Source organism: Microbacterium sp. 11MF, assembly GCF_000383475.1.
In the GTDB taxonomy this organism is placed as follows: Bacteria; Actinomycetota; Actinomycetes; order Actinomycetales; family Microbacteriaceae; genus Microbacterium; species Microbacterium aquilitoris.
Window position 1 is genome coordinate 70,856 of the sequence record NZ_KB911461.1, and the last position, 26,732, is coordinate 97,587.

Sequence of the window (26,732 nt, forward strand, 5' to 3'; positions counted from 1 at the left end):
CTCCCGCGAGGCGGCCAGGATGGAGGGATGTCCACCCTCATCGTCGTCGCACACCCCGATCCGGCCTCCCTCACCCACCACGTCGCGAAGCGTCTCGCGGCGACGCTCGCCCCGGGTGACGTCGAGGTCGCCGATCTCGCCGCCGAGGGCTTCGACCCGCGATTCTCCCCCGCCGACCGGCACTCGTACGCCGTCGCGGGCGAGTACCCGGACGACGTGGCAGCCGAGATCGCGAGGATCGAGCGCGCGGACCACATCGTCCTCGTCTTCCCCGTGTTCTGGTGGTCGATGCCCGCCCTCCTGAAGGGCTGGATCGATCGCGTGTTCGTCAACGGCTGGGCATTCGGCGTCGGTGAGGGCGGCGGCATCCGTCCCGGACTCGGACGTCTGACCGCGCACCTGGTTCCCCTCGCGGGGTCGGATGCGGCGCTCTACGAACGGCGCGGGTACGACGTCTCGTTCTCGACGCAGATCGCGACCGGCATCTTCGACTACTGCGGCATCCGGCGCGGACTCACCGAGTTTCTGTACGAAGCGGATGCCGGTGTCGCGGCATCCGACATCGACACGGCTGTCGAGCGCATCACGGCTGCCATCCGCGGCTGAGAGCTCGCCGGCCTCACCGCAATCCTCATCGGAAGGCGTCGACGACCTCTGTGCGGCGCTGCGGAACGGTCTGCGAGACGGAGTCGAATACGCGGGTCGCGCGCGTCGCCCCGAAGGCCGGCCAGCCCGGGTCGCCGGTGCGGATGAACGACACCCACGCGCCGTGCATCTCGTCGGCGAGGGACTGCGGGGCGTCCTCTCCCGAGAGCGCCACCGCGTCGGGGCCGCTCAGCCGGCCGAACGCGAACGCGATCTCGACGGCGTGCGCGGCGCGCAGACCGCGGACGGGGCTCTGCCAGGCGAACTCGTACACGAAGGTGCGTTCGGGGCGGCCCTGCGCGAGCCGCGTCGCGGGCGCGCGCAGGATCTTGTCGCTGAGCGCCTGACCGAGCGCTTCGGCGCCGCGTGAGCCGTCGGCCCGGGCCGCGCGCATCGCACCTACCGGGATCCGCCCGAACAGGGCGAGGGCGGCGACCTTGAGCGGGCCGAGCGCGGCGATCGCGGCCGGCGACAGCCAGAGTCGGTACTCGTCGGTGTTGGTGCCGAGGAGGATCGGGGCCGCGGCATCCGTCAGCGCCTTCTCGGGAGCGCGGGGCACCGACGCGGGGGCGAGGGCGAGGGCGAAGCCGCCGACGGGGATCGGCGACGACTTCCGCGTCAGCTCGAGTCGGGCCTCGACGAGCCGCTGCGGGCTGACGGTGGCGAACGCATCTCGGGTCGCGGGGATGCCGAGGTGCTTCGCGATCGCCCGGGTGACGCGGCCGGCGCGTTCGGGGGTCGACGCGTCGAGCGGCCCGGACTGGATGATCGCGCCGTGCGCGCGCTCGCCGATGCGGGGGATCGCCATGGCGGCAGCGACCAGTGCACCACCGGCGGACTCGCCCATGAGGGTGACGCGCTCGGGGTCGCCGCCGAACGCGGCGATCTCGCGGAACACCCAGTCCACGGCCGCCCCGACATCGAGCAGCCCGAGGTTGCGAGGCACCCCGTCGAGCACCGAGAACCCCTCGCTCCCCAGGCGGTAGTTGAGCGAGACGAAGACGACACCGTCGCGGGCGAACGTCGTACCGTCGTACCCCTCGAGCGCCGCCGTGCCGCGCTCGAGGGCGCCACCGTGCACCCACACCACGACGGGGGCGGCGTCGGCATCCGCGGGGGTCCAGACGTTGACGGTCAGGATGTCCTCGCCTGGGATCTCGACGCTGCTCAGCAACGTCGCCGAATCGCCCTGGTACGGACTCTGAGGTGCGGTGGGCCCCAATCCGGTCGCCTCGCGCACACCCTCCCACGCACGTGCCGGGACGGGGGCGGCGAACCGCCGGTCGCCGAAAGGCGGTTCCGCGTAGCGGATGCCGAGGAACCGGCGGACGCCGGCGCTCTCCGTCCCGGCGACGGTGCCCGTCGTGAGGGTGACGCGGGGTGAGGGGTGAGGCATCGGCATCCTTCCGAGACGGCGCGGCGGATGATGGCCGCGGCAGTCATCGTGGCATCCGGGGCTATGCGAACGCCATGCTCGGGTGACGGACGCCGACGGGCGCGGACCCCGAAGGATCCGCGCCCGGAGCGAGGGATGCCGCGCCGCGGCATCCGCTCAGTCGTCGATCTCGGTGGCGATGACCTTCCCGCCGGCGTCGAGGGTGACCTCGACGATCTGGCGGTCACCGGTGAGGATCGACACGTCGAACGGCGAGCGGTTGTCGTCGTCGGCGTCGATCTCGAGGACGCGGCCGGGCTGCTCGGCCAGTGCGGCGTCGACCATGGTCGCGAGGGTCTTCGCGTCGAGCACGTTCTTCGGGGCGCGGTCGTCCGCGTCAGCGGCCTCGGTCTCGCGGACGACGGCCTTCCCGTCGGCGCTCACGTGCACCTCGGTCTCGGCGCCGTCGGGTGCCGTCAGGGTGACGTCCCAGCTGCCGTCGCGGTCGGCGTCGATCGAGGTCGGAGCACCGTCGGCCACGCCCTTCGCGGCGCTGACGGCGGCGCTGAGCTCGTCGGCGCTCGCCGCGCCGATGGATCCGGATGCCGCACCCGCCGCGTCGTCGTCCGCGCGGTCGTCGGTGCGGTCGTCGTCGGTGTCCGTCGTCGTCGCGGCGGGGACCCCGCTGGACGGGGCGTCGGACAGCCGGCTCGAGGCGACACTGTCGAGACCGTCCTCGTCGCGGTCGTCGGCCACCGCGGAGCCGATGGCGACGCCCCCTCCGACGAGGAGGAGCGCGCCGAGCGTGGCGCCGCCCGCGATGAGGGCCTTGCGTCCGCGCCGCTTCGGGGCGGTGGGGGCCTCGGCGATGGTCGCGTACTGCTCGGTGGGGGCGGTGGTCTGGTCGGGGGTGGTGTTGTTCTCGCTCATGACCCCAGAGTGCCGAGTGGGCACTGAAGCGGACCTGAAGCGACCTGAAGCCGTCTTCAGGATGCCGGGGTGAGAGGATCGACGGATGTCCGAGAGCCTCTCCTCCGCCGCCTTCCCCCTCGACCGCGACGCCGCCGACCGGATGTGGGCCGACTACCGCGCGGCGCACCCTGCCGCCGCTGCGGCCGGAGCCGAGTACACCGTCGAGCACTTCGGCGACAGCCCGCGCCTGGCTGACCAGCTGCTCGACGCCGTCCTGAACGGTCCCAAGCGGGCGACCTCCGAGCTGGTCGCCGAGTTCTCCGAGCACGGCGACCCGCTGCCGCGGATCGGCTCGCACTGGATCGCATGCGATGGCACGGGCGCCCCGCGGATCATCATCCGCAGCACGGAGCTGCGCGTCGGGCCCTTCGCGAGCGCCGACGCGGCGTTCGCGTTCGACGAGGGCGAGGACGACCGGTCGTTCGTGAGCTGGCAGCGCGAGCACCGTCGCTACTTCACGCGGGTCGCCGCCGCGCGCGGCGCGGAGTGGTCGGAGGACGACGAGATCGTCTTCGAGCGCTTCGCCGTGGTCTGGCCGCCCGAGCACGCCGACTGAGTCTCAGCGGTCCGGCTCAGCCGACGGCGGGGATCAGCCTGCCGCCGGCAGCCGAACCGTGAAGCGTGCGCCGCCCCAGGGCGACTCGCCCACCGCGACGGTGCCGCCGGAGGCCCGCACCACGCCCGCGACGATCGCGAGGCCGAGGCCACTGCCCCCGGCATCCCGCGCCCGTCCCTCGTCGAGACGCACGAAACGTTCGAACACGCGCTCGCGCTCTGACGCGGGGATCCCGCTGCCGTCGTCGTCGACCGTCAGTACCGCGTCCGCTCCGTCGCGCGCGACGCCGACGGCGACGAGGGATGCCGCGTGCCGGGCCGCGTTGTCGGCCAGGTTGCGGGCGATGCGGCCGAGCAGGCGTTCGTCGCCCACGACCTGCACCGCCGTGATCGCGGAGCCGTCGACCGTGACCCCGGCGGCACGCAGGCGCGACACCTCGGCGAGCGCGAGGTCGTCGAGGTCGACGACTCCTCGCCGCTGCGGAGCCTGTTCGTCGAGGCGGGTCAGCACGAGGAGGCCGTCGACGAGGTCCTGCATCCGCACACCCTCGGCGGCCACCACTTCGGCGAGGTCGTCGAGCGTCGTCGCATCGGGATGGGCGCGGGCGAGCTCGGCGTGCTGTCGCATGGTCGCGAGCGGGGAGCGCAGCTCGTGCGAGGCATCCGACACGAACCGGCGCTGCGCGGTCGCGGATGCGTCGAGCCGGTCGAGCATGCGGTTCATCGTGACGGCCAGCGCGGCGATCTCGTCGCCCGACGAAGGCTCGGGCACGCGACGGTCGAGTCGGTCGGCGGTGATGTCCTCGACCTCGCGACGGATCCGGCCCACGGGACGGAGCGCCCGCCCGACGACCCACCAGGTGACGGCGGCGACCACGAGGACGACGAGCAGAGTGGATGCCGCGAGCAGCCAGCCCGCCGTGGCGAGCGTGGCCTCGTCGCCGTCGACCGGAGTCGCCAGCACGACCCGCATGTCGTCGTCGGTCTCCTCCACGACGATGAGGACCGGGTCGCCGTCGTACGTCACGACCTCGCCGTCGCGATCCGCGGGCAGGGTGCCGTCCTCCGCGTCCTCGGATGCCGCGATCACACGACCCGACTCGTCGATCACCTGCACGATGTCGTCATCGAGGTCGGGGATGCCGGCGGTGCCCGTGTCGTCGATGCGGGTGGTCAGCTCGGAGGCGCGCGTCTCGGCCGCTCGGGTGGTCGCGTCCCGCACCTCCGAACCCAGCACCGCGCTGAACCCGATCGACGCGAGAATCATGACGACCGCGACGATGACGGTCGCGGCGGCGGTGATGCGCGCTCGCAGCGTGCGGAGCACCGGCATCCGTCCGCTCGTGGACGCGGGGTCAGCCACCGTCGGCCGCCAGTCGGTAGCCGGCGCCGCGCACCGTCTCGATCGCGGTCCGGTCGAACGGTCGGTCGAGCTTGCGGCGCAGGTGCCCGACGTACACCTCGACGATGTTCGGGTCGCCGTCGAAGTCGTCGTCCCAGACACCGGCGATGAGGTCGCGCTTGGAGACGACCTGTCCCTTGTGGCGGATGAGGTGCAGCAGCACGGCGAACTCGCGAGAGGTCAGTTCGATCGCGGTGTCGCCGCGGTGGACGCGTCGCGCGGCCGGGTCGACGTGCAGGTCGCCGGCCTCGAGCGCGACGGGGCGCTCGACTCCGCCGCGGCGGATGAGGGCGCGGAGCCGCGCGACCAGCACGGGGTAGGAGAACGGCTTCGTGACGTAGTCGTCTGCTCCGGCATCGAGGGCGTCGACCTGGTCCCACTCGCCGTCCTTGGCGGTCAGCATGAGGACGGGGGTCCAGTTCTCCTCGGCTCGCAGCGCCTCGCAGACCTTCCATCCGCTCATCCCCGGCATCATGAGGTCGAGCACAATCGCGTCGTACCGCGTCTCGCGGGCGCGCCACAGTCCATCGACGCCGTTGTGCGCGACGTCGACGGCGAAGCCCTCGGCCTCGAGCCCGCGCCGTACGCCGTCGGCCAGGCGCACCTCGTCGTCGACCACCAGAACACGCATGCGCCCAGTGTGACGTGCGCACGCTGAAGCGGGGCTGAAGCGTCGCATCCCGCGACCGGCTTGTCCTGAACGCACGGCGAATCGCGGCATCCGTTGTCGACCTCATGCAGAACCGGCCATGCGTGGGGGGTTAGCGTGGGAGGGTGACCCCCTCGTTCGAGGCTCCGGCCGAAGCATCCGACGTCGTCCGCGTCCTCGCCGCCGACGGTTCGTACGCCCCCAGTGAGGCGGCCGAACGCTACCTCCCCCTCATCGACGCGCTGACCGACGCCGAGCTCGAGACGTTCTACCGCGACATGGTCGTGGTGCGCGCCTTCGACCGGCAGGCGACCAACCTGCAGCGGCAGGGACAGCTCGCCCTGTGGCCCCCGTCCCTCGGACAGGAGGCCGCGCAGGTCGGTTCGGTGCGCGCCGCCCGCGCGCACGACCACGTCTTCCCGTCCTACCGCGAGCACGTCGTCGTGACGACCCGCGGCGTCGACCCGATCGACATCATCCGCCTGATGCGCGGCTTGACGCACGGCGGCTGGAACCCGGCCGACCACCAGAACACGCACATCTACACGCTCGTCCTCGGTGCGCAGACCCTGCACGCGACGGGCCTCGGCATGGGCCTCGTCTTCGACGGCCGCACCGGTACCGGCGACCCCGAGAAGGACGAGGCGGTCATCGTCTACTACGGCGACGGCGCCTCGAGCCAGGGCGACGTGCACGAGGCGATGGTCTTCGCGGCCAGCTACCAGACGCCGCAGGTCTTCTTCCTGCAGAACAACCACTGGGCGATCTCGGTGCCCGTCTCGACCCAGTCGCGCGTGCCTCTCGCTCGCCGCGGCGAGGGCTACGGCATCCCGTCGGTGAGGGTCGACGGCAACGACGTCCTCGCCAGCTACGCCGTCAGCAAGCTCGCCCTCGACGAGGCGCGCGCCGGTGGCGGTCCCCGCGCGATCGAGGCGCTCACCTATCGGATGGGCGCGCACACGACGAGCGACGACCCGACCAAGTACCGCACGAGCGACGAAGAGCAGTCGTGGGCCGAGCGCGACCCGATCGCGCGCATGCGGGCCTTTTTGCAGAACCGCGGCACACCGGCTTCCTTCTTCGACGAGGTGGATGCCGCAGCCGCCGCCTACGCCGACGACGTGCGCGTGCGCACCAACGCCCTCGGCGACATCCCGACGGGCATCATGTTCGACCATGTCTACGGCGACGCCCACCCGCTCGTGCAGGAGCAGCAGCGCTGGCTCGCCGAGTACGAGGCATCCCTCGAGGAGGGGAACGCGTGAGCGACATCCAGACCCTGCCCTTCGCGAAGGCGCTCAACGCGGGCCTTCGCGCGGCGATGACCGCGGACGACCACGTCCTGCTGATGGGCGAGGACATCGGTCCGCTCGGCGGCGTGTTCCGCGTGACCGAGGGCCTGCACGCCGAGTTCGGCTCGCAGCGGGTGCTCGACACACCCTTGGCCGAGTCCGGCATCGTCGGCACCGCGATCGGTCTCGCAATGGCTGGATTCCGTCCCGTCATCGAGATCCAGTTCGACGGCTTCGTCTTCCCCGCGTTCGACCAGATCACGACGCAGCTCGCGAAGCTCACGAACCGCCACGAGGGGAACGCGAACTTCCCCGTCGTCATCCGCATCCCCTACGGCGGGCACATCGGCGCCGTCGAGCACCACCAGGAGAGCCCCGAGGCGTACTTCGCGCACACCCCGGGTCTGCGGGTCGTGTCGCCGTCGACGCCGAACGACGCGTACTGGATGATCCAGGACGCGATCGCCTCGCCCGACCCGGTCATCTTCCTCGAGCCCAAGGCGAAGTACTGGATGAAGGGCGAGGTCGACGTCGCCGAACGCGCCCTGCCGCTCCATGCCTCGCGCGTCGTCCGCAAGGGCACCGATGTGACCCTCGTCGGTCACGGCGCCATGGTCACGACTCTCCTGCAGGCGGCCGCGCTCGCCGAGGGTGAGGGCACATCGTGCGAGGTCATCGACGTCCGCTCGCTCGCGCCGATCGATTACGAGCCGATCCTCGAGTCCGTCCGCCGCACCGGGCGCATGATCTACGCCCAGGAGGCCCCCGGCAACGTGTCGGTGGGCTCCGAGGTCGCGGCGACCGTCATGGAGAAGGCGTTCTACGCCCTCGAGGCGCCGGTCCTGCGGGTCTCGGGCTTCGACGTGCCGTTCCCGCCCGCGAAGCTCGAGGGCCAGTACCTCCCCGACGCCGACCGCATCCTCGAGGCCGTCGACCGCGCCCTCGCCTACTGACCCCCGACGATGCCCCCCTACCCGCGACCCCCGCACGTCCGCGAGACTGCACGTGTGCGCCGAGACTGCGGCGTCAGCCCGCTGTCTCGACGCGCGGCTGCAGTCTCGCGGGGATGGAGATGACATGAGCACGCAGACCTTCCACCTGCCGGACGTCGGCGAAGGCCTCACCGAGGCCGAGATCGTGCAGTGGCGTGTGGCGCCCGGCGACAGCGTCGACGTCAACGACGTCCTCGTCGAGATCGAGACGGCGAAGTCGCTCGTCGAGCTGCCGTCGCCATTCAGCGGCACGGTCGGCGACATCCTGGCCACCGAGGGCACGACCGTCGAGGTCGGTGCGGCGATCATCACGATCGCCGGTGGCGAGGGGCAGCCGGATGCCGACATCGGCCGCTCCGAGCATGGTGAGAAGCCCGCCGAGGAGCCCGGTGGCTCGGTGCTCGTCGGCTACGGCACCGGTGGCGAGGTCAAGTCGCGTCGCCGCAAGCCTGCCGAGAAGCCCGTGACCCGTGCCGTGGGCGTCGTCGCGAAGCCCCCGATCCGTAAGCTCGCGCGCGACCTCGGCGTCGACCTGGCCGACGTGTCGCCGAGCGGCACCGCCGGCGAGGTCACCCGCGAGGACGTCGTCCGCCACGCCGAGCAGGCCTCGGTCTTCCGCAACATCGCGACCCCGGAGCTGCCCGAGGAGCGCGAGCTCTCGATTCCCGTGGCGGCACCCGCGGCATCCGCTCCGGCTCCTGCAGCACCCCAGGCTGATGCCCGCGAAGAGGCCATCACGGTGAAGGGCGTGCGCAAGGCGACGGCCAACGCGATGACCTCGAGCGCGTACACGGCGCCGCACGTGTCGGTCTGGACCGACGTCGACGCGACCCGCACGATGGAGCTCGTCAAGCGGCTCAAGGCCTCGCCCGACTTCGCCGACGTGAAGATCTCGCCGCTGCTGATCTTCTCGCGGGCCGTCATCTGGGCTCTCCGCCGCACGCCGATGATCAACGCCGCATGGGTCGAGACCGAGAACGGCGCCGAGATCCGCGTGCGTCACTACGTGAACCTCGGCATCGCGGCGGCGACCCCCCGCGGTCTGCTCGTCCCGAACATCAAGGACGCGCAGGACCTCAACATGCGCGGCCTCGCGCGGGCCCTCGAGAAGCTGACCACCACGGCGCGCGACGGCAAGACGACGCCCGCCGACCAGCAGGGCGGGACGTTCACGATCACGAACATCGGCGTCTTCGGGATGGATGCCGGGACCCCGATCATCAATCCGGGCGAGTCCGGCATCATCGCCATGGGCACGATCCGGCAGAAGCCGTGGGTCGTCGACGGCGAGGTGCGTCCCCGTTTCGTGACGACGGTGTCGGGATCGTTCGATCACCGCGTCATCGACGGCGACGGCATCAGCCGCTTCATCGCCGACGTCGCCTCGGTGCTCGAGGAGCCGGCACTCCTACTCGACTGAGGCCGGCGACGCCGACCTCAGGCCCGGCCGGCGACCGCTTTGTCCGTGAACCAGTCGCCGAGGGCATCGGTCGACCGACGCGTCGACTGCTCGTCGACGGGCTGCTGCAGGGCGGTGACGGCGTCCCCTGAGCCGTCGCCGGGGACGGTCGGTTCGTAGCCCATCGACCAGGTCGCGTACTTGCGTTCCGGGACCTGCTCGTCGAGCAGGACGCGGACGTCGGTGTGGCGCGGGTCGCGGCCGATGCGCTCCAGGAGGGCGCGGACCGCGGCATCCGGTCCTTCGAGGATCTGGATGAAGTCGGGCTCGCTGTAGACGAGCATGCCCGTGATGCCGTCGCGGGAGTTGTTCGCCCGGCTCTCGGTGAGCAGGTCGACCAGGCGCGCGTGATCGAAGGATGCCGTGGCGCGGCTCGCGTACGCGATGAAGGTCAGCTGCTCGGTCATGTGCGAATCCCCCGGGTGATGGTGCGCCGGAGGGTGCGGGTGCCGCCCGGTCCGATGACAGTAACACCGGGTGGCGGGCGTTTCCGCCCGGTGCCGCGATACTGTCCTCTCGTGACGCGCATCCGGATGAGGCGGCTCCATGTCGGTCGATTCGGGGACGGCGGCGCCGCATGGCGCGATGTGGACGTGCCGCGCCGTCGCCCGGGCACGGTGCGTGTGCGCGTGACGCACGCGTCGGTCGGCGCGACGGACGTCCTCGCGGCGGCCGGCGGATACCTGCTGCATCCGCTGCCGGGGTTCGCGACGGGGTACGACATCGCGGGCGTCGTCGAGGAGGCGACCGGGCGGGCCCCCGGTATCCGTCCCGGCGACCGGGTGGCTGCACTGCTCCCCGGCATGGGCGGTCACGCCGAGTACGTCGACGTAGCGCCCGCGAACCTCGTGCCGGTCCCGGCGGGGATGGATCTCGCGACGGCGGCGCTCCTGCCTCTCGACGGGATCACGGCCGCGCTCGTCGCAGCGCACGCCGAAGGCGCGGGAGTCGTGTTCGTGGCCGGCGCGAGCGGCCCGGTCGGGTCGCTCGTCGCGCAGCGCGCGCTCGCCGCCGGCGCGACCGTCGTGGGGTCCGCGTCGGCCTCGAACATCGCCGCCCTCGAGGCTCGGGGCATCCGCGGCGTCGACCACTTCGCTGCGGACTGGATGCAGAATGCTCGGGATGCCGCGGGCCGAGACGTCGACGTCGCGGTCGACCACCGCGGTGATGACCGCCTCCGATCGCTCGTCTCACGCCGGGGTGTCGTCGTCCGCACCTCCTTCATCGGTCGTCCGGGTCACGAGCGGGGAGACACTCTGCGGGGGAGCCTGAGCTCCGCGTTCCGACGCGCTCCGCGCGAGACGGTGGTGTCCACGCCGCTCACGGCGCTCTTCGAGCCCCGGCGGACCTCCCGGCTCCTCGCCCGGGTGGTGGGGGACGTCAGTGCGGGCACGCTGGCGCCTGCGGAACCCGAGATCGTCCGTCCCGGCGACGTACTGCGGGACGGGCGTTTCGTCGCGCACGCCGGACCTGGACGGAAGTACGTGGTCGCGTTCGAGTGATGAGTCCGCTGAGCGTTGCCCGCTGAGTTTGAGAACCGTTATCAACAGGCGGTACAGTCAGGACATGACCTCTCGTGTGCCCGCCCTCGCCGCCCTCGCGGCCGGATCCGTCCTCGTCTTCGCCGGATGCGCCACGGCGACACCGGCCGGTTCGTCCGGCGGTGACGCCTCCCCCCTCAAGGTCGTCGCATCGACCAACGTCTACGGCTCCCTCGCCGAGGTCATCGGCGGCAAGGACGTCGAGGTCACGTCGATCATCCACTCGATGTCACAGGACCCCCACTCCTACGAGGCATCCGCCCGCGATCAGCTGACCATCTCGGACGCCGACCTCATCCTCGAGAACGGCGCCGGCTACGACAGCTTCCTCGACTCGCTCGTCGAGGCGAGCGGCACGAAGGCTCCGGTCCTCACCGCCGTCGAGTACTCGCACGCGTACGAGGACGCCGACCCGCAGCACGCCGACGACCACGGCCACGGGCACATCGAGGGCTTCAACGAGCACGTCTGGTACGACCCGCACGCGATGGAGGAGTACATCACCGCCATCGCGAAGGAACTGGGCACGCTGGATGCCGCCAAGGCCGACACCTTCACGAAGAACGCCGACACCCTCATCGAGGGCATCAGCGGTCTCGAGACCTCGCTCGACGGTCTCAAGGCGAAGTACGACGGCGAGAAGGTCTTCGTCACGGAACCCGTGCCGCTCTACCTGACCGCTGCCGCGGGCCTCGAGAACGCGACCCCGGAGGCGTTCAGCGAAGCCGTCGAAGAGGGTCAGGACGTCCCGCCGGCGACGCTGCTCGAGGCCACGAAGATCCTGGAGTCGGGCGAGGTCCGTACGGTCGTCGTCAACGCGCAGACCGGTGGTGCCGAGACCAGCGAGATCGAGAAGCTCGCGAAGACGAACGACATCCCGGTGCTGAAAGTCACCGAGGTGATGCCCGAAGGGCTGACTTACGTGACGTGGATGCAGAAGAACATCGACGAGCTGGCGGGTACGCTGACCCGGTGACCCGGCACGCATCACCCCCTCTCGAGATCCGGGGTGCCGCGCTTCGGCGCGGCGGACGCGAGCTCTGGAGCGGACTCGACCTCACGGTCGAGCCGGGCGAGTTGATCGCCGTCCTCGGCCCCAGCGGTTCGGGCAAGACCACCCTCCTGCGCGCCATCCTCGGACTCGAGGACCTCAGCGAGGGCACGATCGAGGTCGACGGCAAGCGGGTCGCCCGCGCGGGGAACCGCGGTATCGGCTACCTGCCGCAGACCCGGCCGCTCCCGCGTGACACCGCACTCCGCGGCCGCGACCTCGTCGCCCTGGGGGTCAACGGGCACCGCTTCGGGCCCCCGATCCCGCGGCGCAGAGACCGCGAGCGGGTCGACGAGCTGATCGCCGCGATCGGCGCCACCGACTTCGCCGATCGACCCGTCGGCATCCTGTCGGGTGGGGAGCAGCAGCGCCTGCGCGTCGGTCAGGCCCTCGCCGACGACCCCCGTCTGCTCCTCTGCGACGAGCCGCTGACCAGTCTCGACCTCGCGAACCAGCAGGCCGTCGTCGGTCTCATCGACCGGCACCGCCGCAGCGGTGCCGCGGTCCTGCTCGTCACCCACGACATCAACCCGCTGCTCGGCAAGGTCGACCGCATCCTCTACATCGCGAACGGGCGGTTCACCCTCGGCGCACCGAAGGACGTCCTCACCTCCGAGGTCCTCACCGACCTCTACGGCGCTCCCGTGTTCGTGCTCGAAGCGGGCGACCGTCTGGTCGTCGTCGGCGCTCCCGACGCCGAGGCATCCCACCACCATCACGAGGACCACGCATGAACTGGGACGACATCGCGAACGCCATGTTCGGCGGCGTACCCGTGTACGGGCAGATCCTCGCGCTCGTGCAGAACTCGGTGTGGGCGGGTGCCATCCTCGGCCTCGTCGGCGGGCTCATCGGCGTCTTCGTCCTGCAGCGCGACATGGCGTTCGCCGTGCACGGCATCAGCGAGCTCTCGTTCGCCGGTGCGGCGGCAGCGCTCCTGATCGGCGCGGACGTCGTCACGGGGTCGATCGTCGGGTCGATGGTCGCCGCGGCGTTGATCGGCTGGCTCGGCTCGCGCGCCCGCGACCGCAACTCGATCATCGGCGTGCTCATGCCGTTCGGTCTCGGCCTCGGCATCCTCTTCCTCGCGCTCTACAACGGGCGGAGCGCCAACCGGTTCAGCCTCCTGACGGGGCAGATCGTGTCGGTGCAGTCCGACCAGCTGACCTGGCTGATCGCGATCTCCGCCGTCGTGCTGGTGGCGCTTCTGCTGATCTGGCGACCGCTGCGATTCGATTCGCTCGATCCGCAGTCCGCGGCGGCGCGCGGCGTGCCGACGGGGCTGATCTCGCTCGCGTTCATGCTGCTGCTGGGACTCGCGGTCGCCGTGGCCGTCCACATCATCGGCGCGCTGCTCGTCCTCGCGCTGCTCGTGACGCCGGCCGCCGCCGCGGCGCGCATCGCGCACGGCCCCGTCGCGGTCCCGCTGCTCGCGGCCCTGTTCGGCATCGTCTCGGCGGTCGGCGGCATCCTGCTCGCCGTCGCCGGAACCCTGCCCGTGAGCCCGTACATCACGACGATCTCGTTCGTCATCTACCTCGTCTGCCGTGTCGTCGGCGACCGGCGGGGCCGGGTGGAGCGCACGGATGCCGCGCACCGCACCCAGCCCGTCGCTAGCGTCCGCGCGTAGAATCCGCCCCATGGCCCAGCGCAACACCTGGCAGCGAGAGCGCGTGCGCTCGGCGCTGTCCGACGCTCCCGGGTTCGTGAGCGCCCAGGATCTGCACGCCGCCCTTCGCGACGAGAACACCGGCATCGGTCTCGCGACCGTCTACCGGGCGCTCGCGACCCTCGCCGCGAGCGGTGAGGCGGATCAGCTCCAGTCGCCCGAGGGTGAGGCGATCTACCGCGCCTGCGCCAGCACCGGCCACCACCATCACCTCATCTGCCGGGTGTGCGGCAAGGCCGTCGAGATCCAGGCCGACGAGGTCGAGACCTGGGCGAAGCGGACGGCGGCGGCGAACGGGTTCACCGATGCCGAGCACGTCGTCGACATCTTCGGCACGTGCGCCGAGTGCTCCGCGCGGATCGCGCAGGGCGACGACCGGCCTGAGGCTCGTGCGGACTGAGGTCCGCCCCGCGGCATCCCGAGCATCGTCGACCCCCTCGCCGGGGTCGGCTGCGCGCGGCGCGCTCTGGCTGGGGCTCGGGCTCCTCGCCGTCCTCGCGCTCATCGGCGTCGCGCTGTGGAGCCCGTCGCCCGAACTCCCCACGCGAGCGCAGGACGGCCTGACCCTCGCCCTCAGCGTGCTCATCGAGTCGCTGCCGTTCGTCATGCTCGGCGTGATCCTGTCGATCGTCGTGCAGGTGTGGGTGCCGCCGGGGGTCATCGAACGGTGGATGCCGCGGAACGCGTGGGGTCGCCGCGCCGTCCTGTCGCTCCTCGGCATGCTGATCCCGGTGTGCGAGTGTGGCAACGTCCCGTTCGCCCGCGGCCTCATGATGCGCGGGTTCTCGGTCGCCGAGACGCTGACGTTCCTGGTGGCGGCGCCCATCGTCAACCCGATCGTCATCATCACCACCCACCAGGCCTTCGGCTTCGACGACGGCATCCTCGTCGCCCGTCTGCTCGGCGGCTACCTGATCGCCAACGTCATCGGATGGCTGTACAGCCGGCATCCCGATCAGGACGCCCTCATCACCGACCGCTTCCGTGACGCGTGTCTGGCCGAGCAGGGCGTGAGCGGCGACCGTGCCCGCCGCAGCCTCGCCCAGTTCGTCGTCGAGCTGCGCGCGGTCATGCCGGCCCTCATCATCGGATCCGCCGTCGCCGGCGCCGTCCAGGTCATCGTCCCGCGCAACGTGCTGCTGTCGATCGGGTCGAACCCGGCCCTGTCGATCGCCGCGATGATCATGCTCGCGATGATCGTGTCGATCTGCTCGAACGTCGACGCGTTCTTCGCGCTGTCGTTCGCCTCGACGTTCACCCCCGGTGCGATCGTCGCGTTCCTGCTCGTCGGACCCCTCGTCGACGTGAAGATGCTCGCGCTCCTGCGCACGACCTTCCGGACGCGGGTGCTCGGCGTCCTCGTGGCGACGGTCGTCCTCGCAGCGGCGGCGATCGGAGGGGTGGTGAACCTCCTTGCGTGACACGGTGTGGTTCCGGATGCTGGGCGTCGGTGCCGTGGCATCCATCGCCGCCCTGACGATCGCCCTCGCGGTCACCGGCCGGCTCGGTCTGTACATCAACCCCGAGTCGTCGTGGTTCGCCGTGTCGATGGCGGTGCTCGCGCTGGTCGGCTCGGTCCTGAGCTTCCTGCTGCCGCTCGGCGCAGCCGAGGACCACGGGCACGACCACCGCGATGCTCCCGCGGCGGATGCCGACCACGACCACGACCACCACGATCACGCGCCGCGGACGAGCCGGCAGCTCGTGGGCACAGCGGCGACGGTCGCGGGCGGCGTGCTCGCCCTCGGGGTCGCCACGACGATGCTCGTCGTCCCGCCGGCGACGCTGTCGGCGGAGCTCGCGGCCTCACGCAACACGGGAGCCCCGCCGCTGTTCCAGGGATCCGACACGGTGGCGCTGGCGATCACCGGAGACACCGCCTCGTTCGGCATCGGCGATTGGGCGAGCGTGTTCGCGACGGCGACCGACCCCGAGGTGTTCGACGGCACCGAGATCTCGCTCACCGGGTTCGTCGCCCCCGGCAAGGGCGGCTTCGACCTGACGCGGCTCATCATCACGCACTGCGTCATCGACGCTCAGCCGGCGAGCCTGCCGGTCACGGCCGACGACATCCCGGACGACGGCCAGTGGGTCACCGTCACGGGCACCATCCGCGACGTGAACGGGCAGCTGCAGGTGGCGGCGGCATCGGTGAAGCCGATCGCCGAGCCCAAGGATCCGTATGAGTTCTGACAGCCGCCGCTCCCATCGCCAGCGGCGGCGGGCGCGCGGGTTCTCGGTGCGCGTCCTCGCGGTCGTCGCGGTGCTCGGCGTGGTGGCGCTCGCCGGCGGCCTGGTGACCACCCTGCAGGGTCCCCGCGTCACCTCGGTGCAGTCCGACGCCGCGGCCGCGGTCAGCTCGGCCGGCTCGCGCCTCATCTTCGAGACGACGCAGTCGCTGCAGAAGGTGGATGCCTCGCAGGTCACCGTGACCCCCGCGGCGCCGTTCACCGTCGACACGTCGGGGCGGAGCGTCGGCATCCGTTTCACCGACCCGCTCTGGGACGAGACGACGTACACGATCCGCATCGACCGGCTCGCGGGCCTGGGCGGCGGGCCGACCTCGACGGTCGAGGAGTCGTTCTCGACCCCGAAGCTGCACTCCTACGTCCTGCAGCGCGGCGAGGGCGGCGACAAGATCTACCGCGTCGGCCTCGACGGCGACAACGAACCCGTCTTCGAGGACGAGCACATCGAGGACTTCCGGGCCACCGCAGCCCGCCTCGTCGTCTCGACCGTGAAGGACGGCGTCTCGCACCTCGTCGTCACCCGCACCGACGGCACCCACCGGCAGGAGCTGACCCTGCCGGGCAAGGGCGTCGTCACGAACCTGCAGAGCGCCGAGCGGGGGAACACGATCGGCTACACCTTCACGGATGCCGACATCTCGGCATCCGGCGGCCGTGAGAGCCTGCTCTTCACCGGATCGACGGCCGATCCCGCGGCGAAGCCGACCGAGATAAAGGTCACCGGTGCTGACCCCCGCGTCGAGGACTGGCGCTTCGTGCCGGGCACCGACACCATCCTCATGCTCACCTTCGACGGCGCCCTCAGCCTCGTCTCGTCGACGGGCGCCGCGCCCGTGGAGCTCGGCAACGCGACCGGCATCGACGACATCTCGGGCACGACGGCCTACATCGAACGGCTCGAGGGACCCGTCGTCGTCGACCTCGCCTCGGCGAAGGAGAAGCCCCTGCCCCCGACATCCGCCGAACTCGGCCAGACCGGGTCGGTCCTCGCGATGTCCGACGGCTCGACGCTTCGCGCGCTCACCCCGTTCGACGGACTCAACCCGCTGGGGACGAACATCCTGCGAGTGGATGCCGCGGGCAAGACGAGCGTCGTCGCGAAGGTCGACATCGCCGACGGTCTGCTGCAGACCTGCGTCTCGCCGAGCGGGCGATACGTGGCCCTCGTCATCGCCCCCGACGTGGTCGACAACCCGTACGACGGGTACACGCTGCCTCTCCCGAAGAAGCTCGAGACCCGGATCTTCAGCTTCGACGGGAAGCAGATCACGACGCTCGAGGGGTTCGACGTCGCGTGGTGTCGCAAGGCTCCGTCGCAATGACCTCGCTGGTTCCCGCGACGCGCGAGGCGCTCGAAGGGCTCCCGGCCGAGGTCGCCCCCGCGTTGCTCGGTGGCGAGCTGCGGGTGCAGACGTCGACCGGGTCGGTGGCGCTCCGCATCACCGAGGTCGAGGCGTACCACGGGCGGGGAACCGGCCCGCAGGTCGACCCCGGCTCGCACGCCCGCATGGGGCCGACCGCCCGCAACGCGACGATGTGGGGCGAGCCGGGCCATCTGTACGTCTACTTGAGCCACGGCATCCACTCGTGCGTCAACGTCGTGAGCGGTCCGGAGGGCGTCGCCGGCGGGATCCTGCTGCGCGCCGGAGAGGTCGTCGACGGAGCGGATGCCGCGCACGCCCGCCGTCCCGCGGCGCGCGTCGCGCGCGACCTGGCCCGCGGGCCGGGCCGCCTCGGCGATGCGGTGGGGCTCCGGCATCCGATCCACGACGGGATCGACGCGGTCACGGGGGAGGAGCGGGCCGGCGCGAGCGCGCGGCTGTTCCTGCTCGCCGAGCCGCTGGCCGAGATCGCGACGGGACCCCGGGTCGGCGTCGCGGGGATCGCCGGGACGGATGCGTTCCCGTGGCGCTTCTGGATCCCGGGCGATCCGACCGTGTCTGCCTTCCGCTGGGGCCGCGGCGCGCGCGAGGCTACGGGCTGATTCGACGACCGGGAACACCCGCCGGCCTCGGCGCGTTGCCGTGAGGGTGGGATGCCGCCTCCCACCCGACCCCGTGAGGTGACCCGTGACCGACACCACCGCCGCAGACCGCCTCGAGGCGGCGCTCGCGTCGCTCGACCCGTCGGCGCGTGTGCAGGCCGCGATGACGGCCGGCACCCACCCGCGCTCGGAGTACATCCCGGTGCTCGTGGCGCAGTGCCGCATCGAGCCGCAGTTCCTCGTGCGCGAGATGCTGACCTGGGCGTTGACCCGGCACGACGCCGATGAGGTCATCGACCGGCTCCTCGTCGAACTCGGATCGCGCGGTGCGCAGATCCGCGCGCAGGCGCTGCACACCATGTCGAAGATCGGCGGGCCGCGCGTGTGGCCGGCGATCACCTCCGACCTCCTGAAGGATGCCGACGACGCGGTCGCACGCGTGGCCTGGCGCACGGCGGCCCGGCACGTGCCGGCAGCCGAGGCATCCGCTCTCGCGACGACCCTGGCGACGCAGTTCGCCCGCGGCGAGGACGACACTCGGCGGAGCCTCAGCGAGGCGTTCGCGACGCTCGGCGAGCCCGCCCGCCCGCAGGTCGACTGGGCCCTCGCGACCGGCGGCCCGTACACGCGCGCCCATGCGGCCGTGACGGCTCGACTCATGGACGACCCGGAGCAGACGTACGACGAGGCCGTGGCCGCGGCATCCGCCTGAGTCACGGCGACACGCCCGGCCGTGCTAGACTGACTCTTCGTCTGCGCGCACTCCAGCACGCAGTTCGCATCCCACCCTCAGAAGACGGCCTACAGCCGTGTCCGGGAGCGGGGTGCAGACAAGGGATCTTGGGTGGCACCGTCCGGTGTCACGGTACTAAGGAGAATCACTATGGCAGCAGTGTGCCAGGTGACTGGAGCTGTTCCCGGCTTCGGTCACAACATCTCGCACTCGCACCGCCGGACGAAGCGCCGCTTCGACCCGAACGTGCAGAAGAAGACCTATTTCGTTCCTTCGCTTGGTCGCAAGATCACGCTGAACGTCTCGGCTAAGGGCATCAAGGTCATCGACGCCCGCGGCATCGAGTCGGTCGTGAAGGACCTCCTCGCGAAGGGTGTGAAGCTCTAATGGCGAAGAAGGCTCAGGACGTTCGTCCGATCATCAAGCTGCGTTCGACCGCCGGCACGGGGTACACCTACGTGACGCGCAAGAACCGCCGCAACAACCCCGACCGCATCGTGCTCAAGAAGTACGACCCGGTGATCCGCAAGCACGTCGAATTCCGAGAGGAGCGCTGATCGCATGGCGAAGAAGAGCAAGATCGCGCGCAACAACCAGCGCGAGGTCATCGTCGCCCGCTACGCCGAGAAGCGTGCCGAGCTGAAGAAGACCCTCGTGGACCCGAACGCGACCGACGAGGCCCGCGAGGCCGCCCGCGTCGGCCTGCAGAAGCTTCCCCGCAACGCGTCGCCGGTGCGCCTGCGCAACCGCGACGCCATCGACGGACGCCCCCGCGGCCACCTGTCGAAGTTCGGCATCTCGCGTGTCCGCTTCCGCGAGATGGCACACCGTGGCGAGCTGCCCGGCGTGACCAAGTCGAGCTGGTAAGCACCACTTCCGCACGAAGCCCCCGTCTCCGGACGGGGGCTTCGTCGTTTCCGGGGGCTCAGTCGGCCCGACGTTCGATGAGGATCGTGTCGCGCCAGGTGCCGGCCCACGGGCCGTGGGTCATGTACGCGATGCGTTCGCGGCGACCGACCTGGCGGAAACCGGCCCGCTCGTGCAGCGTCAAGCTGGCGATGTTCTCGGGGAAGATGCTCGCTTGGACCGTCCAGATGCCGGCGGCGGCGGCATCCGTCACGAAAGCCTCGAGGAGACCTCTGCCGACGCCCCGGCCCTGGGCGCTGTCGGCGACGTAGACGGAATGCTCCACGACCCCTCGGTAGACCTCACGCGTCGAGACGGGGGAAGCGGCGATCCAGCCGAGCACCGTGCCGGTGGGGTCGGCAGCGACGAGTCTGCCGACCTGGAGCTTTGCTCGGTCGAACTCCTCCCACGACGGGGGTGCGCTCTCGAAGGTCGCGTTCCCCGCTGCGATGCCTTCGCGGTAGATCGACTCCACCTGGGGCCAGTCGTGCGCGGTCAGGGCCCGGATGGTGGCGTCGGTCATGGGCGGAGGGTCTGGGATGCCGCGTCGAGCGCGTCGGTGACGACGCGGTAGTAGGCCCATCGGCCCCGCTGCTCGCGCGTCGCGAGTCCCGCGTCGACGAGCTGCTTCATGTGATGGGAGACGGTCGGCTGAGACAGCCCGACGGGCTCGGTGAGATCGCAGATGCACGCTTCGCCGTCGGCGGAGGCGGCGATCAGGGAGAGCAGACGCACACGGGTGGGGTCGCCGAGCGCTTTGAAGACCCGCGCGGTGCGCTCCGCATCCTCCACCGAGATCACACTGCCCGTGACCGTCCCGCAGCACACTGCACCTTCGGACGGGGCGAGAAGCGGGAGGTGTGCAGGCATGCGGTCATCTTCTCACGTCGTATTGACATCTGTCGATGGATCTGTGCATCCTCTATCCATCGAGCTTTGTCGATGCGTGTGAGGAGGCCCCAGGTGGACGATGTCCTGCCCGTCGTCGTCATCGGTGCAGGTCCGCAGGGGCTCGCCGCTGCGGCACACCTCGTCGAGCGGAACATGCCCGTCGTGGTCCTCGAGGCCGGTGCTGCTCCTGCTGCGGCTGTCGCGGAGTGGGGCCACGTCCGCTTGTTCTCCGAATGGCCCGAGCTCATCGACGCGTCCGGCGCCCGCCTTCTGCGCACGTCGGGGTGGCAGGCGCCCGCTGCCGGATACCCCACCGGCGACCAGTGGATCGGGAAGTACCTCGCCCCCCTCGCCACGGCGTTGGGTGATCGGATCCGCTTCGGCTCCCGCGTTACGGGTGTCTCCCGGATGGGTCGGGACCGGCTCGTCGATGCCGACCGCGGGGAGCAGCCGTTCACGGTCCACATCTCGCCCTCCGAGGGGGAGGAGTACCGGCTGCAGGCGCGGGCCGTGATCGACGCATCCGGCACGTGGGCCAGTCCGAACCCTGCCGGAGCCGACGGCCTGCCCGCGCTGGGGGAGGCCTCCGCGGCGGACCTGCTCTCGTACCGCATCCCCGACTTCCGCGATCGGGCGGGTTTCTCCGGCAAGCACACGATCGTGATCGGCTCCGGGCACTCCGCGGTGACCGCCGTCCTGGCCCTTGCCCGTATGGCTCGTCGCGACCCCTCGACGACCGTGACCTGGGCGCTGCGCCGCGCGACCGCCGGCAACACGTTCGGCGGAGGGGATGCCGACGAGCTGCCTGCGCGCGGCGCCTTGGGGATCCGGGCGAAAGAGTATGTCGAGGCCGGTCTCGTCTCCCTCGTCACCGGGTTCCGCGTCGAGCGGGTCACTCATGACGGAGAAAGACCCACTTTGGTCGCGGAGGACGGCCGCACCCTCACCGCCGACCGCGTCGTGGTGTTGACCGGGTTCCGTCCCGACCTGTCGTTCCTCTCCGAGCTGCGATTGGAGCTCGACCCGACACTCCAGGCTCCGGTGCGGATTGCCGCGGAGGTCGATCCGAACGTCCACTCCTGCGGTTCCGTCGCCGCGACGGGCGCAGCGGACCTCGCTCAGCCGGAGCAGAACTTCTACCTGGTCGGGGCGAAGTCCTACGGTCGTGCGCCGACGTTCCTCGCCCTCACCGGGTACGAGCAGGTGCGCAGCGTCGTGGCCGAGCTGGCAGGCGATCACGAAGCCGCCCGCCGCGTAGAGCTGGTCCTGCCGGACACCGGCGTGTGCGGCGGCGCGGGATTGTTCGATGCGTCCGGAGCCTCGCTCGGCGGTGCCTGCTGCGCCCCGCCTGTCGCGCTCGTGCAGGTCGGCCGCGCCCCGGCATCCGTCTGATCCGTGGATATGCACACTGCATCGTCTCGGCCACCGCTGGTGCGCCGGATGCTGGCCGAGTTCATCGGAACGGGGATGCTCGTCACCGTCGTCGTCGGCTCGGGGATCGCCGCCCAGCGACTCTCCCCGAACGACGTCGGCCTGCAACTGCTCGAGAACAGCCTCGCAACGGCTCTCGGCCTCGCCGTGCTGATCCTCATGCTCGGCCCCGTGTCAGGAGCGCATCTCAACCCCGTCGTCTCGCTCGCGGACTGGGTGCTCGGTCGGCGCTGCGCCGGCGGGCGTCCTGCGACCGACCCCGGGGGCTACCTGGCAGCTCAGCTCACGGGCGGTGTCGCCGGGATGCTCCTGGCGGGCGTGATGTTCGACGTCGCACCCGCGTTCTCGACGCATCAGCGAGCAACTCCCGGGCAGCTCATCGGAGAAGTCGTCGCCACCGCCGGGCTCGTGCTGCTGATCTTCACCCTCGCCCGTACGAGCACGCCGAGCGTGACCGCCGCAGCCGTCGGGGCGTACATCGGCGCTGCGTACTGGTTCACCAGCTCGACATCGTTCGCGAACCCTGCGGTCACGGTCGCCCGCATCTTCACCGACACCTTCGCCGGAATCGCCCCGGCATCCGCCGTGCCGTTCATCCTGGCGCAACTCGTCGGCGCCTCCATCGGGCTCGGCCTCTTCCTCGTCCTCCAGCCGGCAGCCACACGCGCAGCCGGCCGTGCCGTCATCCCCACCGAACCCGAAACCACCCCGCAGGAGCACTCATGACCGAGACCACCAAGCCCGCCGTCCTCTTCGTCTGCGTCCACAACGCCGGCCGATCGCAGATGGCGGCCGGATACCTCCGCGCGATCGCCGGAGACCGCATCGACGTGTTCTCTGCCGGGAGTGAGCCCGGCAACGCCGTGAACCCGAACGCCGTCGCCGTCATGGCGGAGGAAGGCATCGATCTCGCCGGTGCCGTCCCCCAGATCCTGACCACCGACGCCGTGCGTCAGGCCGACGTCGTGATCACGATGGGATGCGGCGACGCCTGCCCGATCTTCCCCGGTAAGCGCTACGAGGACTGGGAACTCACCGACCCCGCCGGGCAGCCCCTCGACGTCGTCCGTGAGGTCCGCGACGACATCCGCGGGCGGGTCGAAGGACTCGTCGCCAGCCTGCTCTAGGTTTTCTCGCCACGCCATCGTCGCGGGCGCTGACGGTGAGTTGCCGGGTCATCGCTCTCAGTCGCGGCCTGATCCACCTTCTTCCATCCAGTCGCTTACTCGCGCGCTCTCGTCACTCAGGTCGCCTGCATCTGGCGGCGTGAATGCGATCGATCCGGCTAGCACTGCAACCGCGGCGGCGCGCGCCTTTTCCTGATGCGACGCGTCCTGGAACCGGTGGGCGTCGGCGTTTCGCTGGATCGCCAGATGAGTGTCGATGTCGCCCAGGCGCTGTGCGATCACGGAGGCGAGTCCATCACGGAGCTCTTCGAGATTGGTGTTGTGGATCTCAAGCCGACGGTCGGACACCCGCAGTTCCGCGGTCGAGTACCCGTGCGCGGACAGCTGCGCGCGAGTCTCGTTGCCTTGAATATCGGCTACCTCATCCGGCTCCACCCTGCGGGTGAAGACAGCTTCGACGGTGTATCGGTCGGGTGCATCGACGGTCATCAGCTCCGACGGGAGGGTGGTGACCAGGATCGACCGGAGGCCCAACAATGCGGGGCCACTGCCCGCGCTCTTCACTTTTGCATTCATGAACCGACGTTACGCCTCCGGCCTGGGCGTCGCACAGAAACCGTCGGCTGCCCCGGCCTGTCGCTGGAGCGGGGACCTCGCCAGGCGCGCACTGGGGGTTGCGTCGGCCTCAGAAGACGAGGTCCCCTCTCAAACGGTCGTGCAGAAAAACAGGATCCCCTCACAAACACCCCCCAGGTGAGTGCAAGGGGATCCACCCATCTCCAAAACACGAGGATCAAAAGATCTGCGGTGCTGGCGGGGCTTCTCCAACCGGGCGGGCCCCCCGACCGCCCTCATTGCTGACAGTGTCACGGATCCCTGCGCACCGATAGGGGGGTGGCCGGATACCACCCGGCCGTACACTTCGGGGGCGTTGGTCAGATGACGTCTGCGGCCGCTTCGGCGCGATGGTCATCCGGCGGCTCGGACACGAGGTAGAGCCCGCTGGTCGCGTCGGCAAGGCGCGCGAGCTTGCTCAACCACGCCCTGTTGATGGTCGGCGCGCGGCTACCGCGGTACGTGAAGCTGAGCTTCGAGTCGGAGTGGATCCAGACCGCTCGTCGGCCGTCATCCATGCTGAGGTCCTCGCGCCAGGTGAAAAAGAACGGCTCGCCACGTTTCAACTTGTTCCCGATCACGATCTGTAAATGCGCGAGCGCGCGATCTTCGATGTCGGTCTTCGCGTTGGTGCTGTAGTTGAAGCGCCCCATGGTGGTGACCTTCCCTTAACCGGACGCATCCCATCAGACACACTGCTGAGCAGTGCTGCGGATCCAACATGCTGGTGCCCCACTCTGCAGGTTCCTCGCGTCACGCCGATCGGGCGAGGGGTTGCGCGCCACACGACAACGTGATGGGCGGCGGGTGGCAGATCGAGATGTACGACTTATCCGGCGAGGTGGTTCCAGATGCCTGTGATGCCGGCGGCGCGTGCGATCGTGCTGTGGCTCGACTCGATAGTCTTGCGGCACATGGCGAACGGCTTCCCGCCGGTACGGCAGGCCACCCGGCTGCACGCGCCGTTCCGTTCGGTTCGGTTCAGCGGGCACGCTGGCCGCGAGGGGTCGTCAGATGGGGCAGACGTGCACGGCAGGCAGGTAGCGGCTCGCTGCGCTGATTCGCCCCGCGGCGGTCTGCGGTTCAGATCGGTGAGGGAATGACGGTCAGCGAAACCGTCGCGAAAGGGACGGCGTCGCTCGTCGTCTTCGCCGCGGCGCTCGTCGTCACGATGGCGGGGTCGTGGGTGCCCTCGTTCTGGTACGACGAGGCCGCCACACTGCAGCTCGCACGGCTGCCGCTGCCGGAGTTCTTCGGCTTCGTGATGCAGCGGGATGCCGTCCACGGGCTGTACGCGTTCATCATGCACGGGTGGATCCAGGTCTTCGGAGAATCCGAGTTCTCGGTTCGGTTCCCCTCTGCGCTCGCCGTCGCGGTCGGGGCGACCGGTGTGTTCCATCTCGGCCGTCGGTGGTTCGGGGTGGCCCCCGGCATCGTGGCGGTGGTGGTCTTCGTCGTCCTCCCGAGGATGACGACGCAGGGCATCGAGGCGCGGTCGTATGCGATGGCTACCGCCCTGCTGGTCGTCGCCGCCGTGCTCGTCGCGTGGGCGCGTGAGCGCCGTGGCTGGGCACCGTGGGTCGCTGTGGGGGCGGCTGCTACGGCTTCGGTGTGGATGTTCGCGTATGGCCTGTTCGTGCTTCCCGCGCTCGCGCTGCTCGCGGACGACCCCACCCTTGCGTGGCGCACGCGCGTCGTTCGGGTTTCGGCCGCGCTGGTCGTTCCCGGATTGCTCGCCGCGCCCCTCGTGCTCGCGATGATTCCGCAACGAGGTCAGGTGGCGTGGCTGTCCGAGCAGGACGTCAACCTCTACACCGTGCTGATAGAGCCGATGTTCGGCTCGGCGTTCTGGATGGCGATCGGGTTGGCGCTGTTGGTCGCAGTGGCGGTGCGAGCGGGGTGGCGGGTCACGCTGTCGAGCCCCGTGGTATCGCTCCTCGTCTGGCTGTTGCTGCCCGGCACCGTGCTCGTGACGCTATCGCTGGCGGGGATGCCGGTGTTCACTCCGCGCTACCTGACCGTCTCGGCGCCGGCACTCGCGCTCCTGGTCGGCTCGCTTCTGGGGGGCGCACGTCGCCGGAGCCTCGTCGCTGCGACCGTCCTCATCTGCGTACTCGCCGTGCCGCACGTCATCGCGTCGCGGTTGCCGACCGCGAAACCCGGGGGCATCGACCTTCGCGCCGCGGCATCCTTCATCGCGTCGCATGCCCGACCGGGCGACGCCATCCTGCTCGAGGCCGGAGGCCCGGCGGGAACCCGGCCACGCGTCGCCATCGCCGCCTACCCAGACGCCTTCGCAGGCCTCCGGGACATCGCGTTCGCATCGAGCTACGTCGGAACCGGCACCTACTCAGACTCCCTCGTCGATCCGAAGTTCACTGAGGTTCCCGGCGACGCCGACATCTGGGTCGTGACGAGAGACGGGTCGGCGTTCGCGCAGCAACTGGCCGCGAACGGATACGCTCCGGCATCCGTTCGAGACGTCGGTGGTCTGACGGTGGGCGAGTGGCGCCGGGATGACGCGCGCTGAGCGGAAGGTCAGAACGGCAGGTCGCGTGACCCCGGCGGGGCGATGAGGATGCCGGTGATCTTGCCGGAACCGTTGTAGGCGACGCGTCCAATCCACTCGCCGGCCTCATGCTGGAGGGTCACCTGCACGATCGCTCCCGTGCTCAGATGCCGGTTGGCGAGCTTGGCCAGTGGTGTGCTGCCGTCGGCCGTCCGCACCGTCGCCTCGACACACGCGTCGAGGCGACCGGATTCGCCCCGGACCTCATCCCACACGCCCATCAGCTTGCGTTTGGTCAGCGCGCGGCCGCAGGTATACGTCATGTGCGCCCGCACCGCCTCGTAGTCGCCGGCGTCCAGGTGCGCGAACACCTCGCTGGTCCGATCCGTCAGGTCTATCCCCGGTGCTGCCATCGTTTCCCCCTCGCCCTTGGCGCCGAATCGCTTGAAGGCCGCCTGTCGGCTGACCCCGAGCGCATCACCGATCTCCTGCCACGAGACGTCGTGAGAACGCGCAGTGGAAACCACCTCCTGCAAGCGCTCGCGCGAACGTCGCACCAACTCGTCGGCGTGACGGATGCCCCGAACCTCACCACCCGAATCGGGAGGGGCGCCTGCTCCGGCGGCCTCCACGAGTGAGGCGAGCTCGGCAAGCGACATGTCGCTCGTGGATGATCCGGCCATGG

The 26,732-nt window shown here is 70.5% G+C and carries 32 protein-coding genes; 22 read left to right on the forward strand and 10 right to left on the reverse strand.

From position 1 onward, the window contains the following. The first annotated feature begins 27 nt into the window (after positions 1-27). Positions 28-606, forward strand: a complete 579-nt coding sequence (locus H286_RS0112400; protein WP_020098400.1) for an NAD(P)H-dependent oxidoreductase — start codon at positions 28-30, stop codon at positions 604-606. Positions 607-631: 25 nt separating this feature from the next. Here H286_RS0112400 and H286_RS0112405 read toward each other — a convergent pair whose 3' ends face one another. Together H286_RS0112405 and H286_RS0112410 are read right to left on the reverse strand one after the other, a co-directional pair. Beyond that, positions 632-2,041, reverse strand: coding sequence for a carboxylesterase/lipase family protein (locus tag H286_RS0112405; protein ID WP_020098401.1), 1,410 nt, complete (start codon positions 2,039-2,041; stop codon positions 632-634). 156 nt (positions 2,042-2,197) lie between these two features. Beyond that, positions 2,198-2,950 (reverse strand): PepSY domain-containing protein, encoded by a 753-nt coding sequence (locus H286_RS0112410; RefSeq protein WP_020098402.1) that lies wholly within the window; start codon positions 2,948-2,950, stop codon positions 2,198-2,200. An 85-nt stretch (positions 2,951-3,035) separates the two neighbouring features. Between H286_RS0112410 and H286_RS0112415 the strand changes: the two genes are divergently transcribed. Beyond that, complete coding sequence (locus H286_RS0112415; RefSeq protein ID WP_020098403.1) at positions 3,036-3,548, forward strand: ASCH domain-containing protein; 513 nt, start codon at positions 3,036-3,038, stop codon at positions 3,546-3,548. A 33-nt stretch (positions 3,549-3,581) separates the two neighbouring features. On the opposite strand, the gene H286_RS0112420 is transcribed toward H286_RS0112415, so the two are convergent. Both H286_RS0112420 and H286_RS0112425 read right to left on the reverse strand, forming a co-directional pair. Next, entirely contained in the window at positions 3,582-4,910 is a 1,329-nt protein-coding gene (locus H286_RS0112420; protein WP_231370960.1) for a sensor histidine kinase, read from the reverse strand. Continuing rightward, on the reverse strand, positions 4,903-5,580 hold the full coding sequence (locus tag H286_RS0112425) for a response regulator transcription factor (RefSeq protein WP_020098405.1): 678 nt from the start codon (positions 5,578-5,580) through the stop codon (positions 4,903-4,905). The genes H286_RS0112420 and H286_RS0112425 overlap by 8 nt, the downstream gene beginning before the upstream one ends. Before the next feature lie 143 nt (positions 5,581-5,723). Here H286_RS0112425 and H286_RS0112430 point away from each other — a divergent pair, with 143 nt between their 5' ends. The 3 genes from H286_RS0112430 to H286_RS0112440 all read left to right on the forward strand — a co-directional run bounded on the left by H286_RS0112430 (position 5,724) and on the right by H286_RS0112440 (position 9,302). Continuing rightward, positions 5,724-6,863, forward strand: coding sequence for a thiamine pyrophosphate-dependent enzyme (locus H286_RS0112430; RefSeq protein ID WP_020098406.1), 1,140 nt, complete (start codon positions 5,724-5,726; stop codon positions 6,861-6,863). A 56-nt stretch (positions 6,864-6,919) separates the two neighbouring features. Then, the gene (locus tag H286_RS0112435) at positions 6,920-7,843 is read left to right on the forward strand and encodes an alpha-ketoacid dehydrogenase subunit beta (protein ID WP_051090683.1); all 924 of its coding nucleotides are present in this window, start codon (positions 6,920-6,922) and stop codon (positions 7,841-7,843) included. Positions 7,844-7,967: 124 nt separating this feature from the next. Beyond that, on the forward strand, positions 7,968-9,302 hold the full coding sequence (locus H286_RS0112440; RefSeq protein ID WP_018187669.1) for a dihydrolipoamide acetyltransferase family protein: 1,335 nt from the start codon (positions 7,968-7,970) through the stop codon (positions 9,300-9,302). 17 nt (positions 9,303-9,319) lie between these two features. On the opposite strand, the gene H286_RS0112445 is transcribed toward H286_RS0112440, so the two are convergent. Next, a complete protein-coding gene (locus H286_RS0112445; RefSeq protein WP_020098408.1) occupies positions 9,320-9,748 on the reverse strand; it encodes a BLUF domain-containing protein in 429 nt (142 codons plus the stop codon). Between the two features lie 111 nt (positions 9,749-9,859). Between H286_RS0112445 and H286_RS14625 the strand changes: the two genes are divergently transcribed. The 13 genes from H286_RS14625 (at position 9,860) to rpsN (ending at position 19,435) form a co-directional block, all read left to right on the forward strand. Further along, positions 9,860-10,843, forward strand: coding sequence for a quinone oxidoreductase family protein (locus H286_RS14625; protein ID WP_020098409.1), 984 nt, complete (start codon positions 9,860-9,862; stop codon positions 10,841-10,843). A 64-nt stretch (positions 10,844-10,907) separates the two neighbouring features. Continuing rightward, complete coding sequence (locus tag H286_RS0112455; protein WP_028497509.1) at positions 10,908-11,858, forward strand: metal ABC transporter solute-binding protein, Zn/Mn family; 951 nt, start codon at positions 10,908-10,910, stop codon at positions 11,856-11,858. Then, positions 11,855-12,667, forward strand: coding sequence for a metal ABC transporter ATP-binding protein (locus H286_RS0112460; protein WP_020098411.1), 813 nt, complete (start codon positions 11,855-11,857; stop codon positions 12,665-12,667). The genes H286_RS0112455 and H286_RS0112460 overlap by 4 nt, the downstream gene beginning before the upstream one ends. Continuing rightward, on the forward strand, positions 12,664-13,563 hold the full coding sequence (locus H286_RS0112465) for a metal ABC transporter permease (protein ID WP_020098412.1): 900 nt from the start codon (positions 12,664-12,666) through the stop codon (positions 13,561-13,563). Before H286_RS0112460 ends, H286_RS0112465 begins: the two co-directional genes overlap by 4 nt. A gap of 10 nt (positions 13,564-13,573) precedes the next feature. Further along, positions 13,574-14,002, forward strand: coding sequence for a Fur family transcriptional regulator (locus H286_RS0112470; protein ID WP_018187664.1), 429 nt, complete (start codon positions 13,574-13,576; stop codon positions 14,000-14,002). Further along, complete coding sequence (locus tag H286_RS0112475) at positions 13,992-15,023, forward strand: permease (RefSeq protein WP_020098413.1); 1,032 nt, start codon at positions 13,992-13,994, stop codon at positions 15,021-15,023. The genes H286_RS0112470 and H286_RS0112475 overlap by 11 nt, the downstream gene beginning before the upstream one ends. Before the next feature lie 4 nt (positions 15,024-15,027). After that, positions 15,028-15,795 (forward strand): TIGR03943 family putative permease subunit, encoded by a 768-nt coding sequence (locus H286_RS0112480; RefSeq protein ID WP_020098414.1) that lies wholly within the window; start codon positions 15,028-15,030, stop codon positions 15,793-15,795. Then, on the forward strand, positions 15,785-17,173 hold the full coding sequence (locus tag H286_RS0112485; protein WP_028497510.1) for a hypothetical protein: 1,389 nt from the start codon (positions 15,785-15,787) through the stop codon (positions 17,171-17,173). The genes H286_RS0112480 and H286_RS0112485 overlap by 11 nt, the downstream gene beginning before the upstream one ends. Then, entirely contained in the window at positions 17,170-17,835 is a 666-nt protein-coding gene (locus H286_RS0112490; protein WP_020098416.1) for a DNA-3-methyladenine glycosylase, read from the forward strand. The genes H286_RS0112485 and H286_RS0112490 overlap by 4 nt, the downstream gene beginning before the upstream one ends. Before the next feature lie 85 nt (positions 17,836-17,920). After that, a complete protein-coding gene (locus H286_RS0112495) occupies positions 17,921-18,547 on the forward strand; it encodes a HEAT repeat domain-containing protein (protein ID WP_020098417.1) in 627 nt (208 codons plus the stop codon). 171 nt (positions 18,548-18,718) lie between these two features. Next, entirely contained in the window at positions 18,719-18,955 is a 237-nt protein-coding gene (gene rpmB / locus H286_RS0112500) for a 50S ribosomal protein L28 (protein WP_018187658.1), read from the forward strand. Beyond that, positions 18,955-19,125 carry a 50S ribosomal protein L33 gene (rpmG, locus tag H286_RS0112505; protein ID WP_005051772.1) on the forward strand — a complete coding sequence of 57 codons (171 nt, stop codon included), beginning with the start codon at positions 18,955-18,957 and terminating at the stop codon, positions 19,123-19,125. Before rpmB ends, rpmG begins: the two co-directional genes overlap by 1 nt. Positions 19,126-19,129: 4 nt before the next feature. Beyond that, the gene (rpsN, locus tag H286_RS0112510; RefSeq protein WP_018187657.1) at positions 19,130-19,435 is read left to right on the forward strand and encodes a 30S ribosomal protein S14; all 306 of its coding nucleotides are present in this window, start codon (positions 19,130-19,132) and stop codon (positions 19,433-19,435) included. Positions 19,436-19,493: 58 nt separating this feature from the next. Here rpsN and H286_RS0112515 read toward each other — a convergent pair whose 3' ends face one another. Further along, positions 19,494-19,997, reverse strand: coding sequence for a GNAT family N-acetyltransferase (locus H286_RS0112515; RefSeq protein ID WP_020098419.1), 504 nt, complete (start codon positions 19,995-19,997; stop codon positions 19,494-19,496). Continuing rightward, the gene (locus tag H286_RS14630) at positions 19,994-20,344 is read right to left on the reverse strand and encodes an ArsR/SmtB family transcription factor (protein WP_026302933.1); all 351 of its coding nucleotides are present in this window, start codon (positions 20,342-20,344) and stop codon (positions 19,994-19,996) included. Before H286_RS14630 ends, H286_RS0112515 begins: the two co-directional genes overlap by 4 nt. A 93-nt stretch (positions 20,345-20,437) precedes the next feature. On the opposite strand from H286_RS14630, the gene H286_RS0112525 reads away from it, so the two are divergent. The 3 genes from H286_RS0112525 to H286_RS0112535 are packed head-to-tail and all read left to right on the forward strand — an operon-like array spanning position 20,438 to position 22,923. Then, positions 20,438-21,757 (forward strand): FAD-dependent oxidoreductase, encoded by a 1,320-nt coding sequence (locus tag H286_RS0112525; RefSeq protein WP_020098420.1) that lies wholly within the window; start codon positions 20,438-20,440, stop codon positions 21,755-21,757. 9 nt (positions 21,758-21,766) lie between these two features. Then, complete coding sequence (locus H286_RS0112530) at positions 21,767-22,522, forward strand: aquaporin (protein ID WP_028497511.1); 756 nt, start codon at positions 21,767-21,769, stop codon at positions 22,520-22,522. Next, positions 22,519-22,923 (forward strand): arsenate reductase ArsC, encoded by a 405-nt coding sequence (locus H286_RS0112535; RefSeq protein WP_020098422.1) that lies wholly within the window; start codon positions 22,519-22,521, stop codon positions 22,921-22,923. The genes H286_RS0112530 and H286_RS0112535 overlap by 4 nt, the downstream gene beginning before the upstream one ends. 57 nt (positions 22,924-22,980) lie before the next feature. On the opposite strand, the gene H286_RS0112540 is transcribed toward H286_RS0112535, so the two are convergent. Together H286_RS0112540 and H286_RS0112545 are read right to left on the reverse strand one after the other, a co-directional pair. After that, positions 22,981-23,499, reverse strand: coding sequence for a hypothetical protein (locus tag H286_RS0112540; protein WP_051090677.1), 519 nt, complete (start codon positions 23,497-23,499; stop codon positions 22,981-22,983). A gap of 359 nt (positions 23,500-23,858) precedes the next feature. Continuing rightward, complete coding sequence (locus H286_RS0112545) at positions 23,859-24,191, reverse strand: DUF7882 family protein (RefSeq protein WP_020098424.1); 333 nt, start codon at positions 24,189-24,191, stop codon at positions 23,859-23,861. Between the two features lie 446 nt (positions 24,192-24,637). Between H286_RS0112545 and H286_RS0112555 the strand changes: the two genes are divergently transcribed. Beyond that, complete coding sequence (locus H286_RS0112555) at positions 24,638-26,068, forward strand: glycosyltransferase family 39 protein (protein ID WP_020098425.1); 1,431 nt, start codon at positions 24,638-24,640, stop codon at positions 26,066-26,068. A gap of 8 nt (positions 26,069-26,076) precedes the next feature. Here the strand turns inward: H286_RS0112555 and H286_RS0112560 are convergent, their stop codons facing one another. Continuing rightward, the gene (locus H286_RS0112560; protein WP_018187650.1) at positions 26,077-26,730 is read right to left on the reverse strand and encodes a hypothetical protein; all 654 of its coding nucleotides are present in this window, start codon (positions 26,728-26,730) and stop codon (positions 26,077-26,079) included. Between the last annotated feature and the right edge of the window lie 2 nt (positions 26,731-26,732).

Coding starts and splice junctions, on each gene's coding strand:
- H286_RS0112540 (WP_051090677.1), bottom strand. CDS start 23,499: ATGAATGCAAAAGTGAAGAGCGCGGGCAGTGGCCCCGCATTGTTGGGC.
- rpmB (WP_018187658.1), top strand. CDS start 18,719: ATGGCAGCAGTGTGCCAGGTGACTGGAGCTGTTCCCGGCTTCGGTCAC.
- H286_RS0112490 (WP_020098416.1), top strand. CDS start 17,170: ATGACCTCGCTGGTTCCCGCGACGCGCGAGGCGCTCGAAGGGCTCCCG.
- H286_RS0112530 (WP_028497511.1), top strand. CDS start 21,767: ATGCACACTGCATCGTCTCGGCCACCGCTGGTGCGCCGGATGCTGGCC.
- H286_RS0112535 (WP_020098422.1), top strand. CDS start 22,519: ATGACCGAGACCACCAAGCCCGCCGTCCTCTTCGTCTGCGTCCACAAC.
- H286_RS0112405 (WP_020098401.1), bottom strand. CDS start 2,041: ATGCCTCACCCCTCACCCCGCGTCACCCTCACGACGGGCACCGTCGCC.
- H286_RS0112470 (WP_018187664.1), top strand. CDS start 13,574: ATGGCCCAGCGCAACACCTGGCAGCGAGAGCGCGTGCGCTCGGCGCTG.
- H286_RS0112545 (WP_020098424.1), bottom strand. CDS start 24,191: ATGGGGCGCTTCAACTACAGCACCAACGCGAAGACCGACATCGAAGAT.
- H286_RS0112415 (WP_020098403.1), top strand. CDS start 3,036: ATGTCCGAGAGCCTCTCCTCCGCCGCCTTCCCCCTCGACCGCGACGCC.
- H286_RS0112465 (WP_020098412.1), top strand. CDS start 12,664: ATGAACTGGGACGACATCGCGAACGCCATGTTCGGCGGCGTACCCGTG.
- H286_RS0112555 (WP_020098425.1), top strand. CDS start 24,638: ATGACGGTCAGCGAAACCGTCGCGAAAGGGACGGCGTCGCTCGTCGTC.
- rpsN (WP_018187657.1), top strand. CDS start 19,130: ATGGCGAAGAAGAGCAAGATCGCGCGCAACAACCAGCGCGAGGTCATC.
- H286_RS0112560 (WP_018187650.1), bottom strand. CDS start 26,730: ATGGCCGGATCATCCACGAGCGACATGTCGCTTGCCGAGCTCGCCTCA.
- H286_RS0112410 (WP_020098402.1), bottom strand. CDS start 2,950: ATGAGCGAGAACAACACCACCCCCGACCAGACCACCGCCCCCACCGAG.
- H286_RS0112485 (WP_028497510.1), top strand. CDS start 15,785: ATGAGTTCTGACAGCCGCCGCTCCCATCGCCAGCGGCGGCGGGCGCGC.
- H286_RS0112425 (WP_020098405.1), bottom strand. CDS start 5,580: ATGCGTGTTCTGGTGGTCGACGACGAGGTGCGCCTGGCCGACGGCGTA.
- H286_RS0112445 (WP_020098408.1), bottom strand. CDS start 9,748: ATGACCGAGCAGCTGACCTTCATCGCGTACGCGAGCCGCGCCACGGCA.
- H286_RS14630 (WP_026302933.1), bottom strand. CDS start 20,344: ATGCCTGCACACCTCCCGCTTCTCGCCCCGTCCGAAGGTGCAGTGTGC.
- H286_RS0112435 (WP_051090683.1), top strand. CDS start 6,920: ATGACCGCGGACGACCACGTCCTGCTGATGGGCGAGGACATCGGTCCG.
- H286_RS0112515 (WP_020098419.1), bottom strand. CDS start 19,997: ATGACCGACGCCACCATCCGGGCCCTGACCGCGCACGACTGGCCCCAG.
- H286_RS0112440 (WP_018187669.1), top strand. CDS start 7,968: ATGAGCACGCAGACCTTCCACCTGCCGGACGTCGGCGAAGGCCTCACC.
- rpmG (WP_005051772.1), top strand. CDS start 18,955: ATGGCGAAGAAGGCTCAGGACGTTCGTCCGATCATCAAGCTGCGTTCG.
- H286_RS0112455 (WP_028497509.1), top strand. CDS start 10,908: ATGACCTCTCGTGTGCCCGCCCTCGCCGCCCTCGCGGCCGGATCCGTC.
- H286_RS0112400 (WP_020098400.1), top strand. CDS start 28: ATGTCCACCCTCATCGTCGTCGCACACCCCGATCCGGCCTCCCTCACC.